At 39.0% G+C, this 14883-nt stretch carries 13 protein-coding genes; 9 read left to right on the top strand and 4 right to left on the bottom strand.

Features of this window, described 5'->3' with window-relative positions; all coding sequences use genetic code 11:
- Window position 1 precedes the first annotated feature (1 nt).
- From hemH to AB986_RS18975, 8 genes are all read left to right on the top strand, one after another.
- Window positions 2-958 carry a ferrochelatase gene (gene hemH / locus AB986_RS19010; RefSeq protein WP_048313192.1) on the top strand — a complete coding sequence of 319 codons (957 nt, stop codon included), beginning with the start codon at window positions 2-4 and terminating at the stop codon, window positions 956-958.
- A complete protein-coding gene (gene hemY / locus AB986_RS19005) occupies window positions 951-2357 on the top strand; it encodes a protoporphyrinogen oxidase (RefSeq protein WP_048313191.1) in 1407 nt (468 codons plus the stop codon). Before hemH ends, hemY begins: the two co-directional genes overlap by 8 nt.
- Window positions 2358-2546: 189 nt before the next feature.
- A complete protein-coding gene (locus AB986_RS19000; RefSeq protein ID WP_048313190.1) occupies window positions 2547-3812 on the top strand; it encodes an ATP-binding protein in 1266 nt (421 codons plus the stop codon).
- Window positions 3802-4380 (top strand): TetR/AcrR family transcriptional regulator, encoded by a 579-nt coding sequence (locus AB986_RS18995; RefSeq protein WP_048313189.1) that lies wholly within the window; start codon window positions 3802-3804, stop codon window positions 4378-4380. The genes AB986_RS19000 and AB986_RS18995 overlap by 11 nt, the downstream gene beginning before the upstream one ends.
- A 193-nt stretch (window positions 4381-4573) precedes the next feature.
- Window positions 4574-6901, top strand: a complete 2328-nt coding sequence (locus AB986_RS18990) for a YhgE/Pip domain-containing protein (RefSeq protein ID WP_048313188.1) — start codon at window positions 4574-4576, stop codon at window positions 6899-6901.
- 179 nt (window positions 6902-7080) lie between these two features.
- Window positions 7081-8220 (top strand): ABC transporter ATP-binding protein, encoded by a 1140-nt coding sequence (locus tag AB986_RS18985; protein WP_048313187.1) that lies wholly within the window; start codon window positions 7081-7083, stop codon window positions 8218-8220.
- Window positions 8213-8875: an ABC transporter permease gene (locus AB986_RS18980; RefSeq protein WP_048313186.1), complete on the top strand. Its 663-nt coding sequence runs from the start codon at window positions 8213-8215 to the stop codon at window positions 8873-8875. The genes AB986_RS18985 and AB986_RS18980 overlap by 8 nt, the downstream gene beginning before the upstream one ends.
- A gap of 14 nt (window positions 8876-8889) precedes the next feature.
- Window positions 8890-9792 carry a glycine betaine ABC transporter substrate-binding protein gene (locus AB986_RS18975; protein ID WP_048313185.1) on the top strand — a complete coding sequence of 301 codons (903 nt, stop codon included), beginning with the start codon at window positions 8890-8892 and terminating at the stop codon, window positions 9790-9792.
- Between the two features lie 41 nt (window positions 9793-9833).
- Here AB986_RS18975 and AB986_RS18970 read toward each other — a convergent pair whose 3' ends face one another.
- The 3 genes from AB986_RS18970 to proV are packed head-to-tail and all read right to left on the bottom strand — an operon-like array spanning window position 9834 to window position 12811.
- A complete protein-coding gene (locus tag AB986_RS18970) occupies window positions 9834-10757 on the bottom strand; it encodes a glycine betaine ABC transporter substrate-binding protein (protein WP_048313184.1) in 924 nt (307 codons plus the stop codon).
- Window positions 10758-10768: 11 nt separating this feature from the next.
- The gene (choW, locus tag AB986_RS18965) at window positions 10769-11602 is read right to left on the bottom strand and encodes a choline ABC transporter permease subunit (protein ID WP_048313183.1); all 834 of its coding nucleotides are present in this window, start codon (window positions 11600-11602) and stop codon (window positions 10769-10771) included.
- Window positions 11603-12811, bottom strand: coding sequence for a glycine betaine/L-proline ABC transporter ATP-binding protein ProV (gene proV, locus AB986_RS18960; RefSeq protein ID WP_048313182.1), 1209 nt, complete (start codon window positions 12809-12811; stop codon window positions 11603-11605).
- A gap of 334 nt (window positions 12812-13145) precedes the next feature.
- On the opposite strand from proV, the gene AB986_RS18955 reads away from it, so the two are divergent.
- Window positions 13146-13673, top strand: coding sequence for a GbsR/MarR family transcriptional regulator (locus AB986_RS18955; RefSeq protein WP_201779293.1), 528 nt, complete (start codon window positions 13146-13148; stop codon window positions 13671-13673).
- Window positions 13674-13942: 269 nt separating this feature from the next.
- On the opposite strand, the gene AB986_RS18950 is transcribed toward AB986_RS18955, so the two are convergent.
- The gene (locus AB986_RS18950; protein WP_048313180.1) at window positions 13943-14671 is read right to left on the bottom strand and encodes an amino acid ABC transporter ATP-binding protein; all 729 of its coding nucleotides are present in this window, start codon (window positions 14669-14671) and stop codon (window positions 13943-13945) included.
- Window positions 14672-14883: the final 212 nt, after the last annotated feature.

Raw genomic sequence — 14883 nt, 5'->3', positions numbered from 1 at the left:
CATGAAGAAGACGATTGGCCTTCTTGTAATGGCTTATGGCACACCACGAAGTGAATCAGAAATCGAACCATACTACACACACATCCATCGGGGGAAAAAACCATCAGATGAAATGCTACAAGATTTAATCGATCGATATGAAGCGATTGGTGGCATATCTCCTTCATCGGATATAACGAAAGAACAGGCTCAAAAATTAGAAGATCGTATGAATGAGCAATTTGGGGATGAAGCTATCCAATTTAAAAGCTATCTTGGGTTAAAGCATATTGAGCCGTTTGTAGAGGAAGCGGTTAGGGATATGCAAAAAGATGGGATTACTGAAGCAGTAAGTATTGTTCTAGCACCACATTATTCGACCTTGAGTGTTAAAACGTATAATGAACGAGCTAAAGTAGAAGCTGAAAAATTAGGTTATCCATATATCTATACAATTGATCAATGGTACAACGAACCTAAATTTATTCAGTATTGGGTAAACCAACTGCAATCGTGTTTAAGTGAAATGGATGAAGGCAAAAAGAAAAAAACGGTTGTGATCTTTTCTGCCCACAGCGTGCCAGAGAGATTATTGCAAGATGGGGATCCGTACCCTGCTCAGCTTGAGGAGACCGCAAAACATATCGCAGATCGAGCGGGCATCAAGAACTACGCTATTGGGTGGCAGAGTGAAGAGAGTACACCAGATCCATGGATTGGGCCTGACATTCAGGATTTAACGCGTGATCTTTTTGAACAGGAAGGCTTTACTGGTTTTATTTATTGCCCTGTTGGTTTCGTAGCCGATCATCTAGAAGTGTTGTACGATAACGACTATGAGTGCCGACAAATGACAGATGAGCTTGGAGCTTTCTATCATAGGCCAGAGATGCCGAATGCAAGAGATGAATTTATCGAAATTCTAGCAACAGTTGTGACACGTGAATTAACTAAAAAGAAGATGATGAGTAATGAATAAACAGACAAAAAGAATCGTTATTGTAGGTGGCGGAATCACTGGATTAACTGCTGCCTATTATCTTCAGAAGGAAATGCGTGAATTAGACGTTCAGTATGAAATTACTTTACTTGAAGGTAATGACAAACTTGGCGGGAAAATTCAGACTGATACAACGAACGGGTATGTGATTGAACGTGGACCTGATTCCTTTCTTGCTAGAAAAGAAAGCGCGGCTCGTCTAGTCAAAGAAGTTGGTTTAGAAAATCAACTTGTTCCGAATTCCACAGGGCAAGCATTTGTTTTGAATAATGATCAACTATACCCAATACCTGGTGGGGCCGTTATGGGGATTCCGACTGAACTTTCTCCATTTGTGTCCACTCAGCTGTTTAGCCTAAAAGGGAAGGTAAGAGCGGCCTTTGATTTAATTCTTCCAAGAAGAGAAGATGATGGAAAAGACCAGTCACTTGGTTTGTTCTTCCGCAGACGTCTTGGAAATGAAGTAGTTGAGAATTTAATCGAACCACTCTTATCAGGTATTTATGCAGGTGATATTGATAAGTTGAGTTTAATGTCCACTTTCCCTCAGTTCTATGAAGTGGAACGGAAATATCGTAGCTTAATAATAGGGATGAAAAAGACAACCCCTCCTTCTCGTAGAAGTACTGGAAAGAAGAAGCCGGCCTTTTTAACCGTTAAGTCAGGTTTACAATCGTTTATTAAAGCTATCGAAGATAGGCTAACAGATGTAGAGATTAAGAAAAATGTGAAAGTTGATCACCTGACAAGAGAAAAGGATTCTTATATCCTAACAACAACGAATGGTGATGAAATGCTAGCAGACGCGGTCATCGTTACGACTCCACACCAGCAGGTTCACCATATGTTACGTGACCAAAAAGAAGTAGCACCTCTTGAGGAAATGCCTTCTACGACGGTTGCAACCGTCGCAATGGCATTCCCTGAAGAGGCAGTGAAAAAGGCAATGGATGGAACAGGTTTTGTTGTATCTAGAAATGCCGACTATACAATAACGGCTTGTACTTGGACCCATCGTAAGTGGCAGCATGCCGCACCAAAAGGTAAAGTGCTATTACGTTGTTATGTTGGAAGAGCAGGCAAAGAAGAAATTGTTGAGAAAAGCGATGAAGAAATTGTACAGACCGTTCTTAACGATCTGAATCAGATTATGGAAATTGAGGGACATCCTGAGTTCTATCGAATTACAAGGTGGAGACAATCCATGCCTCAATATGAAGTTGGCCATCGCAATAGGATTGATGTGGTGAAAGAAGGAATTGAAGCAAAAATGCCAGGTGTATTCCTTGCGGGCGCTTCCTACAACGGAGTGGGTCTTCCAGATTGCATCGATCAAGGTGAAGCATCAGTAACTTCAGTATTGGATTTTTTACAATAGTCTCCCTCAATAGCTACAAAGTTTAGGGAAATAGTAGTAAGACGGGTTCACCTTTAATTAGGTGAACTTTTTTTAATGGATAATATGACAAAAGTTAGCAGGTATTCGTGATTTATACTATAATAGTGTAGATTTGCGTCTAAGAATAGAATAATATTGGTAATGATTAGTAATTAAGGAGAAAAAATCATGTTGGAAATGGCGAGACCTTTACTTATTAATATAGCAATGCTCTTCTCAGTATTATTCATCTGGAATATGGTCATGCCATTTCGGAGATCAAACATAATGAATTTGAAGAGGAAACTTATCTATGGATTGATTAGTTCAATAATGGCGCTTCTTTGTATGCTTTTTCCGCTTGAAAAATTTGGAGATACAGTCTTTGATTTAAGAGTAGTTCCTCTAATCCTCGTTACATTGTATGGCGGGGGATTTGCTGGGCTGATTTGCATGTTAACCATTTCTAGCGTGCGTCTAGGGATGGGAGGAGAATACGCATGGGTTGGCGTCCTCATTGCTGTCGTTGGTTATATGATCGCACTTAGTCTAAATGGATATTTCAAAAGGTCTATTAGAAAATGGAAAGTGATTCTGTTGACTGGTGGAGTGTTTATGCTCTCATATATAGCGATTGTATGGATGTTTATTGATCCGTTGAAATCATATTTTTACCCAATCTATTTCACTTCGTTCGCTATTGCTTACTTTTTTATTTTCTATTTAACCGAGCGTTTAGTTCTGATTAACATACAGCTTGAAGAAACAGTATATCTCGAGAAATTATCTGTTGCTGGGAAGATGGCGGCTGCAATTGCCCATGAAATACGAAATCCACTTACAACGGTTAGAGGGCTTCTTCAGTTTATATCTAATGATACACAAGATGAAAAAATTCGAAGTTATGCTCCACTAATGATTGAGGAAATTGACAGGACGAACAAAATTATTACCGATTATCTCATGCTGATTAAACCCTCGAAAATTGAATATGAAGTTGTCAAATTAAATCAGGTTGTGAAAGATACAACAAACCTAACGGAGGTATTAGCATCTTATCATGCTGTCGAATTGCAGTATGAAGAAAAAGGGGAATTCACTATACATGGTAATTCGCAGGAGCTGAAGCAGTGCCTAATCAATTTAATTAAGAATGCGATTGAGTCTATCGAGGAAGAAGGATTCATTCTTATTACTTTGCAAGATGGTACAAAAAAAGGTACGGTAGATATCGTTATTCAGGATAATGGAGCAGGAATGAGTGAAGAGCAACTTAAAAAAATTGGTCTTCCTTTCTATACAACTAAATCAAAAGGAACCGGTCTTGGAACAATGATTACGATTCGACTCATTCGTAACATGGGAGGCAAGGTCCAATTTCAAAGTAACGTAGAAGAGGGAACGACTGTGACAGTAACGCTACCAACTATAAAGGGGGAGTATGATGGTATTTGATCGAAGAAAGAGTATTCTAGAAGCGGCTGAGAAATCATTTTCAATGTTTGGATATAAAGCGACCACGATGGACCAAGTGGCGAAAATAGCTAATGTAGGGAAGGGGACGATTTATACCTTTTTCAAAAATAAAGAAGAGCTATTCAATGAAATCGTTACTGGTATGGTAAAGGAAATGAGAGAGCTTGCCAGAAACTCAATTAACGAAGAAGATAATTTCTTCAATAATTTGCATAGATCTCTCTATAGTGTGCTTGAGCATCGAAGGGAACACCAATTAGCAATTAAACTTTCACAAGAAGTTCGTGAAATCGGTACCCAGGCAGCAATCGATGCACTTGCACTAGTAGAGAAAGCAATCCTTGCCTTCCTTGAATTAGAGATTGAACGAGGAATTGAGAATAATGAAGTAAAAGAATGTGATCCATCTCTAACGGCATTTCTTATGTTTAAGATGTACATTGCTCTTATTTTTGACTGGGAAAAATCGCATCAATCACTTACGAAAGAGGAAATTGCAAATCACTTTGAATTTTATATGATGCGAGGCATAAAGGTAGAACAGTAATATCAGAAATTAAGTGATAAAGAGCTATTGCTATACAAAAAAAAGGGTGTTATATTACTATTTGTAGCAAAAAATGACCGTAATTAATAAATGGTCAACTAGGGTTCGAATAAATATAATAGTGTTATTGCACTTTTTTTTGCTTCAAAATGACCAAATGAGAAAAACGGTCAATTAGACAGGAGGATATAATATGAAAAAATCATTTCGTCAATTTCGTTCGGAATGGTCATCATTACTCAAAAATAAAAAGATTTTAATCCCAGTTATTGCAGTTTTGTTTATTCCAGTTCTTTATAGTGGGATGTTTCTATGGGCATTCTGGGATCCATATGAAAACCTCAACGAAATTCCAGTAGCAGTTGTGAATAATGATGAGGGTGCTGATTTTGAAGGAGAACATTTAGAGATTGGTAATGAATTAGTAGATAGGTTAAAAGAAGAACCTGATTTTAAATGGGAGTTTGTAAGTGAGAAAGAAGCGAATGAGGGTCTTCAAGATCAGACTTATTACATGAAGATCCAAATTCCGGACAATTTTTCCGAAAAATCTACTACTGTTCTTGATGAGCATCCGGATAAATTGAACCTCGAATATGTTCCAAATGAAAGTTTTAACTTCCTTGCAGGGCAAATTGGTGGTACGGCTGTAAAGGAAATTAAATCGCAAATCGCTCAAAATATTACTGAGAATTATAGTGAAGTAGTGTTTGATAAGTTTAGTGAAATTGCTGATGGGTTGTCAGACGCATCGGACGGTGCAGGGGACCTAGCTGACGGATCATCTGAGCTGAAAGATGGTACAAAGCAGTTGAAAGATAATTTAGCTGTGCTTAATGAAGGCTCAATTGAGTTAACAAATGGTCTTAGTAGTGCAGAAAGTGGATCCATTGATCTTGCAAATGGTATTAGCGAGGCAAACCAAGGATCAACAGATCTATTAAACGGTTTAGAGAAGAAACAACCTGAAATTAACCAGTTAGCTGATGGCTCACATCAGGTAAGTAATGGTATTGTAGAGCTTAGTAACGGAATGAACCAGTTCAAATCAGGACAAGAAAAGCTCCTTACAGGTGTACAAGATAGCAAAGCAGGATCAAAAAAACTGATGGACGGTTTGAATCAGACTGTTACGAAATTAGAGAATTCATCTCCAAATAGTGTAGATACTGCAGGATTGAAAGAGTCTTTAACAAGCGGTGGTACAAAGGCGAAAGAAGTTCCACAAGAACTTCAGGCAGTCATTGAATCGATCCAAACGAATGACCAATATACGGATGAGCAGAAACAAGAGCTTATTAGTCAGTTAAAACCAATTGCTGAGAAATCAGGTTCTGCTGCTAAATCTATTGGAGATGTAGCAACGCGTTTTACAACTCTTTCTGAGAAACTGTCTAATGCATCAGCAAATGCTAATGCTCTTCTAGAAGGTCAGAAAGCTTTAGCAAAGGGTGCAACTGATCTCTATGAAGGTCAGGCGCAATTAGAAGAAGGTCTTGTTAGCTATGGTGAGCGCCTTAATCAAGCGAAAGAAAGTGTAAATCAACTTCATAATGGTGCAGAAAAAGTTGCCGACGGAAACAGTACAGTTGCATCAGGTTGGGCGACAATGATTGATAATGTAAATCAACTTAATTCTGGTATGAATGAGTTGTCTAGTGGATCAAAAGAGCTTTCAAATGGACTTTCCAAGCTTGAGGGTGGATCAAATGAATTATCCTCAGGGGCAAGTCAATTAGCAGACGGATCTAAGAAACTTGATAACGGAGCGAAAGATTTAACAGACGGATCAGCAGAGCTTCGTGACAAACTTGGTGATGCTGCAGAAGAGACTTCGAAAACAAAAGCTGATGATGAAACATACAATATGTTTGCTGATCCAGTGGATGTTAATACAGAAGCTGTGTCATCTGTACCGAATTATGGGACAGGATTTGCACCATACTTCTTATCACTTGGTCTATTTGTAGGAGCGCTATTAATGTCAATTGTGTTCCCGTTACGCGAGCCAGCTGGCAATCCACGTACTGCTATTGGTTGGTTCTTGAGTAAATATGGTATTCTTCTAACCGTTGGAGTTATTCAATCGTTAGTTGCAGATGCATTGTTATTATATGGACTTGGGATTGAAGTTCAAAGTGTACCGTTGTTCCTATTATTCTCCATCGTATCAAGTCTTGCTTATATGACGCTAATTCAATTTTTCGTTACTACACTGGGGGATCCAGGACGATTTGTAGCCATTATCATCTTGATCTTACAACTGACGACAAGTGCTGGTACATTCCCAATTGAATTAATACCAGAAGGCTTGCAAGTGTTTAATATATGGTTACCTATGACGTATACTGTTTCAGGTTTGAAAGCAGTCATTTCAAGTGGTGATATTGCTTACATGTGGCAAAACGTATATGTTCTATTAGGATTTATTGTGATTTTTGCCGTCGGTACAATTTTATTTTTCTTCTTCCAATTGAAGAAGCACAAAAAACAAGGATTGGAACCAGCTTTGAACGAATAGTAAAACTAGGAGTCTTCTCAACACATTGAGAAGACTTCTTTTTTTGAAAATTGATTGGAAAAACGATACAGTAATAGTAATAAAGTTGCAGGTGAACACGTTAATTGGTTTAATAGTAATCTAGAAAAGGGTAAATATAATGAAGCTATGGATTTTAGGGAGGCAGGAGAAGCGATAGAATGATTACATTTGAGCATATTAGTAAAAAGTTCCCTGATGGAACAGAGGCGCTAAAGGATATTAACTTACATATTGAAAAAGGAGAATTATTAACGTTAATCGGTCCTAGTGGTTGCGGAAAAACAACAACTATGAAAATGATTAACCGGCTGATCGAACCAAGCGGGGGTCAGATTCACATTGATGGCAAACCTATTTCTGAGCAGAACCCAGTTGAGCTTAGACGAAACATAGGCTATGTTATTCAACAAATTGGTCTGCTTCCACATATGACAATTGCAGAAAATATCGCATTGATACCCAATTTAAAAAAATGGGACAAAAATAAAACAGAAAAAAGAATCGACGAATTGCTTAATCTTGTGGGCCTTGAACCTTCCACTTTTAGATCACGCTATCCACTTGAACTAAGCGGAGGTCAGCAACAACGAGTAGGAGTTATTCGCGCTCTTGCAGCAGAACCACCCATCATTCTAATGGATGAGCCCTTCAGCGCACTTGATCCGATTAGTCGCGAACAGCTTCAGGATGAGCTTGTTAAGTTACAAAAAGAAATCCAGAAGACTATTGTTTTTGTGACACATGATATGGACGAGGCCATGAAGATTGCCGATCGAATTGCTATAATGAAAGATGGAGAAATTCTCCAGCTTGATACACCTGATCGTTTGCTCAGGCATCCTAAGAATGAATTCGTTCGTAACTTCATTGGAGATGAACGGATGGCTAAGGGACAGACTCCATCAGCTGTCGATTTAATGATTCGGAAAGTAGCTACTGTTAAAGAAAGTCGAGGACTTGCTGAAGCGTTTAGATTCATGAAATCTGAACAAGTAGACAGCCTTGTTGTAACAGGTCCAGATCAAGAATACAAAGGAGTTGTTACGATAGAACACGTTCAAAACCATTATGATGATGATAACAAACGAATCCACGACCTTATTGAGAAAGTTGAACCAATTCTTCCTGGTGTACTATATCCTGAAATTGCAAAACGGTTTGCAGAAAAAGAGCCGATTAGCATTCCAGTAGTAGAAGCAGGCAAGCTTGTAGGCTTAGTGACAAGAAGTAGTATGATGCGTGGGTTAGCGGGACTTGAGCAGCATAGCTATCGAGAGGAGGGTGCCCTGAATGAATGAAGAAAACTTTTTCGTCCTATTTATTGATATCGTACAAAGTCGCTGGGATGATATTTTTGTTGCGCTTCAGGAGCATCTATTCTTATCATTTATCTCAATCGTCATTGCTATTTTAATATCCGTTCCACTTGGTATTTTCATCTCAAGAAGGAAGAAACTAGCAGAACCCTTTATAGCAGTTACAGCTATTTTTCAAACGGTTCCTAGTCTTGCTTTATTTGGGTTTTTAATTCCTTTTCTAGGTATTGGGAACACGACAGCAATTATTGCTTTAACTGTTTACGCATTACTACCTATTTTAAGAAATACGTATACAGGCATCACGTCCGTTGATCAATCTTCTATAGAAGCTGGAAGAGGAATGGGCATGACCGATTTGCAAATATTAATGAAAATTGAAGTGCCGCTCTCGCTTCCTGTGATTATGGCAGGTGTGCGAACAGCAACCGTGTTAACGATAGGTGTAGCAACACTTGCAACCTTTGTTGGGGCTGGTGGCCTTGGTGATATTATTTACAGAGGGCTTACATCCAATAAAGATGAACTTGTGTTAGCTGGTGCACTACCAGCAACCATTCTTGCACTTGGTTTTGATTTAATTCTGAAGCTACTCGAAAATGCTGCAACTCCTAAAGGGGTTAAAGCCAAAAAATAAAGGGAGAGATTTGATTGAAAAGATTCGCAATGCTTTTGATTGGAATAGTGATGGTTCTTGCTGCATGTGGTGGCAACAGCGGTAGCGAAGAAAGTGATCCAATTGTTATTTCTGGAAAGCCATGGACAGAGCAGTATATCCTACCATACATACTCGCTGAATACATAAAAGCAAACAGTGATTATGAAGTTGAAGTAGATGCTGGAGTTGGTGAGGTTAATATTCTTCAACAGGCTCTTGTAGATGGAGATATTGATATGTATGTTGAATATACAGGAACTGGCCTTGAAGCCGTTTTAAAAGAAACTGCTGATTCCAGTGAATCAGCAGATGATATCTTTAAGCGTGTTAAACAAGGATACAAAGAAGAGTATAACCTTGTATGGCTTGAACCTCTTGGTTTCGAAAATGGATATACTCTTGCATTAACTCAAGAAACAAACGAAGGCTTAAATGCTGAGAATTTCTCAGACCTTATTTCAAAATCAGATGAAATGGTGTTTGGGGCACCTCATTCATTCTATGAGCGCGAAGATGGCTATGAAACACTAGTAGACGCTTATGGCTTTAATTTCAAAGGAACTGAAAGTCTTGATCCTAATATTATGTACGATGCTCTTAATGAAGGTGAAGTAGACGTTATTCCAGCGTTTACGACAGATGGACGTATTGCTAGATTTGATCTTGTTACGACGAAAGATGATAAGCAGTTCTTCCCACCTTATTATGCAGCTCCAGTAGTACGACAAGAAGTTCTAGATTCGCATCCTAATCTTGAGAAAGTAGTGAATGAATTTGCTGGAAATATTTCTGAAGAAGAAATGGCTGAGATGAATGCGAAAGTTGACATGGATGGTGAAGAGCCAGAAGATGTAGCCATTGAATTCTTGAAAAACAAAAACTTAATCGATTACTAAAAAAAGGTGCTGACAATATTGTCAGCACCTTTTTGGTGTTATTATTCAGCTGGCTTTAGATCTTCAATAGAATCTGCTTCTACATAAGATGGAACAACAAGGCCAGTCTTAGCACCTTCAAGGTTTGGTCCTAGACGTTCCATTGTGTCACCATATTCATCTAGAAGGTCAGCATGAGTAATTGGAAGCCATCCAGCTACCATAGCATCAGCATCACCTTCAGATACTGCGATAAACATTGAAGCTGCATCAAGTTGTGTCAATTCTACATCATAACCCATGCTCATAAGAACTTGAGCAACAACATTAGTACTAGCAATCTCAGAATCCCATGCAACGTAAGCTAGAGAAATTTCTTCACCTTCAACTTCGTCTGCACCGTTTGTCCATTCTTCTACCATATCGGTATGCTCATTTACCCAATTCTTAGCAGCTTCTTCTGGCTGAGCACCTTCTTGAATTTCTACCATTACGGCATTCATATCTTCAGGAGACCATTTGAATTGATCAAGAATGGTGTGAGCAGAAGGCTTGTCTTCTTTTAGGCCATCGCGTGCAAATGTTTCGATGTTCTCTTCTTCACCGTAAAGACCTTGTGGGTCTTCTAGATATTTAAGGTCATATTTTGCAAACATCCAATGCGGTGTCCAACCTGTTACAATAACTGGTTCTTCGTCTTCAATTGCTTTACCAAGTTCTGCTGCCATCGCTGCAGATGATGATTCAATTAGTTCCCAACCTTTTAGGCTATCGTATTCTTCAATTGCGGAAGTAGTAGCTTTCATAATACCGGCGCCTGGTTCAATTCCGACAATTTCATAATCCATTTCTTCTCCAACAGAAGAACCGCTTTCGCTTGATCCTTCGCTGCTATCACCGCTATTGTTTCCGCCGCAAGCAGCTAGAATTAATGTGAGTGAAAGAAATAGTGCAAGTCCTGTTAGACCTTTTTTAAAGTTAAACATGTAATTCCCCCTTAGTTTTTAGTTTTACCTATATTTTGAGAAATCCGATCAAGCATGATTGCAAGAATAACAATAGCTAGACCAGCTTCAAAACCAATACCAACTTTAATCTGTGTTACGGCTCGATAAACATCCGCTCCAAGACCTGGTGCACCAACTAGGGATGCAATAACAACCATCGAAAGAGATAGCATAATGCTCTGGTTAATACCAGCCATAATCGTTGGAGTTGCTAGTGGAAGTTGTATCTTAAATAATTTCTGCTTAGTTGTTGATCCAAACGCGTTGGATGCTTCAATCAAGTCCTCTGGAACCTGGCGGATACCAAGGTTCGTTAGACGAATAGTAGGAGGCATCGCAAAGATTACCGATGCAATAATACCTGGTACCATTCCAATTCCGAAGAATAGAATAGCTGGAATTAAATAGACGAATGCTGGCATCGTCTGCATGAAATCCAGAATTGGCGTTATAATTCCTCTAAATCGATCACTTTGTGATGCCCAAATACCGAGTGGCACTCCGAGTATAATTGATATAATCACGGAGGTTAGGACAAGTGCCAATGTATCGAGAGTAGGATCCCAGTAACCGAGGTTATCGATCAACAACAATCCTAGAAATGTAAAGATCGCCACAGGCCATCTGCTTGACCACCATGCAAGAATCGTGAAGATTGCAATGAGTACAAGTGCTGGTGGAAATGCCAAGATGGAAACGATTCCTTCTACGAACCAATCAATTCCTGAAGTAATACCATCAAATAGTGGTTCAAGATTATCCGTTAGCATATCAACAAAACGATCGACCCAGTCAGCTAGTGGGATTTTAGGAAATAACTGCATTTAGCTCACCTCGCTTTTCGTTGATTCAGTCTCGTTGCCTGCAAGTGCTCCAATTACTGCACCGCGAACAATGATCCCTTTAAATTTATCGGCTTCATCTATAACTGGAAGAGGTAGAGAAGAGTCTGCCATCTTCGTAAACATATCCGTTAATAATGTATCTGGTGTAACAGTGTGCAAGTCTGTAATCAAGATATCGTTAATGTCTTTTTGAGAGTCAATGGCTTTAGCTGCATCGTCTGCCGTAATGGCTCCGAGAAGTTTTTGTTTTTTGTCAACAATATACAGACTAGATAGACCTTTATCTTTCATAAGTTGCAGCGCAACTCGCGGTCCGCGATCTGCTCTTAGTGTTTCTGCTCGCTTCATAACGTTAGAAGCAGTTAATACTTTCGAAAGATCAACATCCTCAACAAAACGTTCAACGTAATCGTTAGCAGGATTCGTCATAATTTCTTCTGGGGAACCGATCTGAACGATAGAGCCGTCTTTCATTAAGGCAATTCGATCACCTATTCGAAGGGCTTCGTCTAAGTCGTGCGTAATGAAGACAATTGTTTTCTCCATGGATTCCTGAAGTTCAAGCAGCTCATCTTGCATATCTTTACGAATTAGCGGATCAAGAGCACTAAATGCTTCATCCATTAGAAGTACATCAGGGTCATTAGCAAGGGCACGAGCTAGACCAACACGCTGCTGCATACCACCACTTAGTTCTGAAGGGAAGCTATTTTCATAACCTTTTAATCCAACAAGTTCAAGTGATTCCTGAGCTTTTTTCGCTCTGTTTTCTTTGCCAATGTTTTGTACTTCAAGACCGTATTCTGTATTTTCAAGTACAGTACGATGGGGGAAGAGAGCAAAACGTTGGAATACCATACTAAGCTTCTTACGTCTGACTTCCCGAAGCTGTTCAGGTTTCATCCTGACGATATCTTCATCATCAATGAGAACCTGACCTGAAGTAGGTTCAATTAATCGATTGAGCAATCGGACTAGTGTTGATTTCCCACTACCTGATAGCCCCATGATGACAAAGATTTCACCGGGATATACGTCAAAACTTGCGCGGTTAACACCAACCGTATTTCCGGTCTCTTTTAAAATTTCACTTTTTGATTTGCCCTGATCTAACAGTTTAACTGCTTGTTTGGGCGATTTGCCAAAAACTTTTGTTACGTCTTTTACAGTAATTTTGGCTTTTTCCATAGTCTCACCTCTGCCTTTATTAATAAATTTCAACGGTTAAAGTTACAAAAATCACTGAAATATGTCGAAATTTACGATAATCAGTCATTTACTAGTCTTTTTTTACCGACCTATTAAGTATAGGGTTTGGGTCTATCATCCTACAAATGGCGTGAGTGCTCAAATTCAGGTAATTCAGTACATACAGAAAAAACTGTACAATCTAAACGGTAAAATCCTTAAGTATCTTCTAGAATGCTACTAAATGCTAGTAGCTTCATAGGTGAACTTTACAATTGTTACGGTTAACCATACACTATGAAATGACAAATGAAAGAAAAAGTAGGTGTATAGTTTGGAAGATGAAAAACTGGAGAATGCTCGCGAAAGAGTGATTGATTCAATCTCTAAAAACATGGACATATATAGCGTAACTCCTTCTGTAGGGAGGTTGTATGGTGCTATGTTCTTTGAGAAGGAGCCAATGACATTAGACGAAATGAAAGACAAACTTCAAATGAGTAAGACAAGTATGTCGACCGGTGTTCGAACATTACTCGACCTAAATATGATTGAGAAAGTATGGAGAAAAGGGGAACGTAAAGATCTATACGAAGTAAAATCAGACTGGTATCAAACCTTTACCGATTTTTTCTGCATTCATTGGCGAAAAGGAATTGAGATGAATCGTGATGCCTGCAAGGAATCTATTACCGAATTAATGGAGTTGCTCGAAGATGATATACCTCATGAAAAAAGAATAACTGCTCAAGAAGATCTGGATCGAATGTCCTATGCTTTAGGGTACTATGAGTGGTTAAATAAGGTCGTTGATTTATTTGAATCTCGTGAAATATTCGATGTAATTGATAAAGTAGAATAGGTTTTCTACTTATAATAAAAGGCTTGTAAGTTGTTGCTATAAGAGTGGGTGAATTTCCGCTCCAGGATGCTCGCTTTCCGCGGGGCGGGACACTTGAGCCTCCTCGTCGCTAACGCTCCTGAGGGGTCTCACCTGTCCCACTAGTCCCGCAGGAGTCGAGCATCCTTCCGCTTCAATTAGCGAAGTGTGGTGTTCTCTAAAGAACAATCTTTTAGAAAAGAGCCTAATATAAAAAAGCGTGCAGGATTAGATCGATCCTGCACGCTTTTTTATAGAATTTTACTTAAGAATGCTTTGGTACGCTCGTTCTGAGGGTTAGAGAAAAGTTCGTTAGGCACGTTTTCTTCAACAATATAACCGCCGTCCATAAAAATGACCCGATCACCAACTTCACGAGCAAATCCCATCTCATGAGTTACAACAACCATCGTCATACCCTCTTTGGCAAGTTGTTTCATAACTTCAAGCACCTCTCCAATCATTTCTGGATCGAGTGCGGAAGTAGGCTCATCGAAGAGCATAACGCTTGGTTCCATTGCGAGTGCACGTGCAATAGCGACACGCTGCTTCTGACCTCCTGATAGCTCACCAGGATAGCTTTCAGACTTGTCTTTAAGACCAACTTTTTCAAGAAGATCAAGTGCTTTTTTCGTAGAGTTATCTTTGTTTTCTCCTTTAACTTTCAAGGGAGCTAATGTAATGTTTTGAAGCACTGTTTTATGTGGGAAAAGGTTAAAGTGTTGAAAAACCATGCCCACATCTTGTCTCACTTTATTAATATTCGTTTTTGGGTCTGAAATATCGTACCCATTTACGATAACACTTCCACCTGTAATTTCTTCTAATTTATTCAAACAGCGGAGAAACGTACTTTTTCCTGACCCTGAAGGTCCGACCACGCAGACAACTTCTTTCTCCTTAACATCTGTATTAATGCTTTTCAATACTTCTAAGTCTCCGAATGATTTTTTTAGATCTTTAACTTGAATGATGCTCATGGCTGTTATGATCTCCCTCCGAGAAAGCTTCCTTGTTTTTAACTAGCAACTAGTAGAATTAAACGCTATTTTAGATTTACTATAGTATAACAAGTAATGACGCATTTAAAAAAGATCAGGTCTTGTTATGCAGTTTCATTCGATTTAGTATGCTCTTTTCGTATGCATTTTGCTATAAGCGTGGGTTAATTTCCGCTTCAGGATGCTCGCTT

This window comes from Guptibacillus hwajinpoensis (assembly GCF_001039475.1).
Taxonomy (GTDB): Bacteria; Bacillota; Bacilli; order Bacillales; family Guptibacillaceae; genus Guptibacillus; species Guptibacillus hwajinpoensis.
Note: the sequence above shows the minus strand (reverse complement) of the source record. Positions and strands in the feature narration are given on the sequence as shown.

What these genes read in the sequence shown, in the direction of transcription:
- hemH (WP_048313192.1), top strand. Translation starts at nt 2, where the DNA reads ATGAAGAAGACGATTGGCCTTCTTGTAATGGCTTATGGCACACCACGA.
- hemY (WP_048313191.1), top strand. Translation starts at nt 951, where the DNA reads ATGAATAAACAGACAAAAAGAATCGTTATTGTAGGTGGCGGAATCACT.
- AB986_RS19000 (WP_048313190.1), top strand. Translation starts at nt 2,547, where the DNA reads ATGTTGGAAATGGCGAGACCTTTACTTATTAATATAGCAATGCTCTTC.
- AB986_RS18995 (WP_048313189.1), top strand. Translation starts at nt 3,802, where the DNA reads ATGGTATTTGATCGAAGAAAGAGTATTCTAGAAGCGGCTGAGAAATCA.
- AB986_RS18990 (WP_048313188.1), top strand. Translation starts at nt 4,574, where the DNA reads ATGAAAAAATCATTTCGTCAATTTCGTTCGGAATGGTCATCATTACTC.
- AB986_RS18985 (WP_048313187.1), top strand. Translation starts at nt 7,081, where the DNA reads ATGATTACATTTGAGCATATTAGTAAAAAGTTCCCTGATGGAACAGAG.
- AB986_RS18980 (WP_048313186.1), top strand. Translation starts at nt 8,213, where the DNA reads ATGAATGAAGAAAACTTTTTCGTCCTATTTATTGATATCGTACAAAGT.
- AB986_RS18970 (WP_048313184.1), bottom strand. Translation starts at nt 10,757, where the DNA reads ATGTTTAACTTTAAAAAAGGTCTAACAGGACTTGCACTATTTCTTTCA.
- choW (WP_048313183.1), bottom strand. Translation starts at nt 11,602, where the DNA reads ATGCAGTTATTTCCTAAAATCCCACTAGCTGACTGGGTCGATCGTTTT.
- proV (WP_048313182.1), bottom strand. Translation starts at nt 12,811, where the DNA reads ATGGAAAAAGCCAAAATTACTGTAAAAGACGTAACAAAAGTTTTTGGC.
- AB986_RS18950 (WP_048313180.1), bottom strand. Translation starts at nt 14,671, where the DNA reads ATGAGCATCATTCAAGTTAAAGATCTAAAAAAATCATTCGGAGACTTA.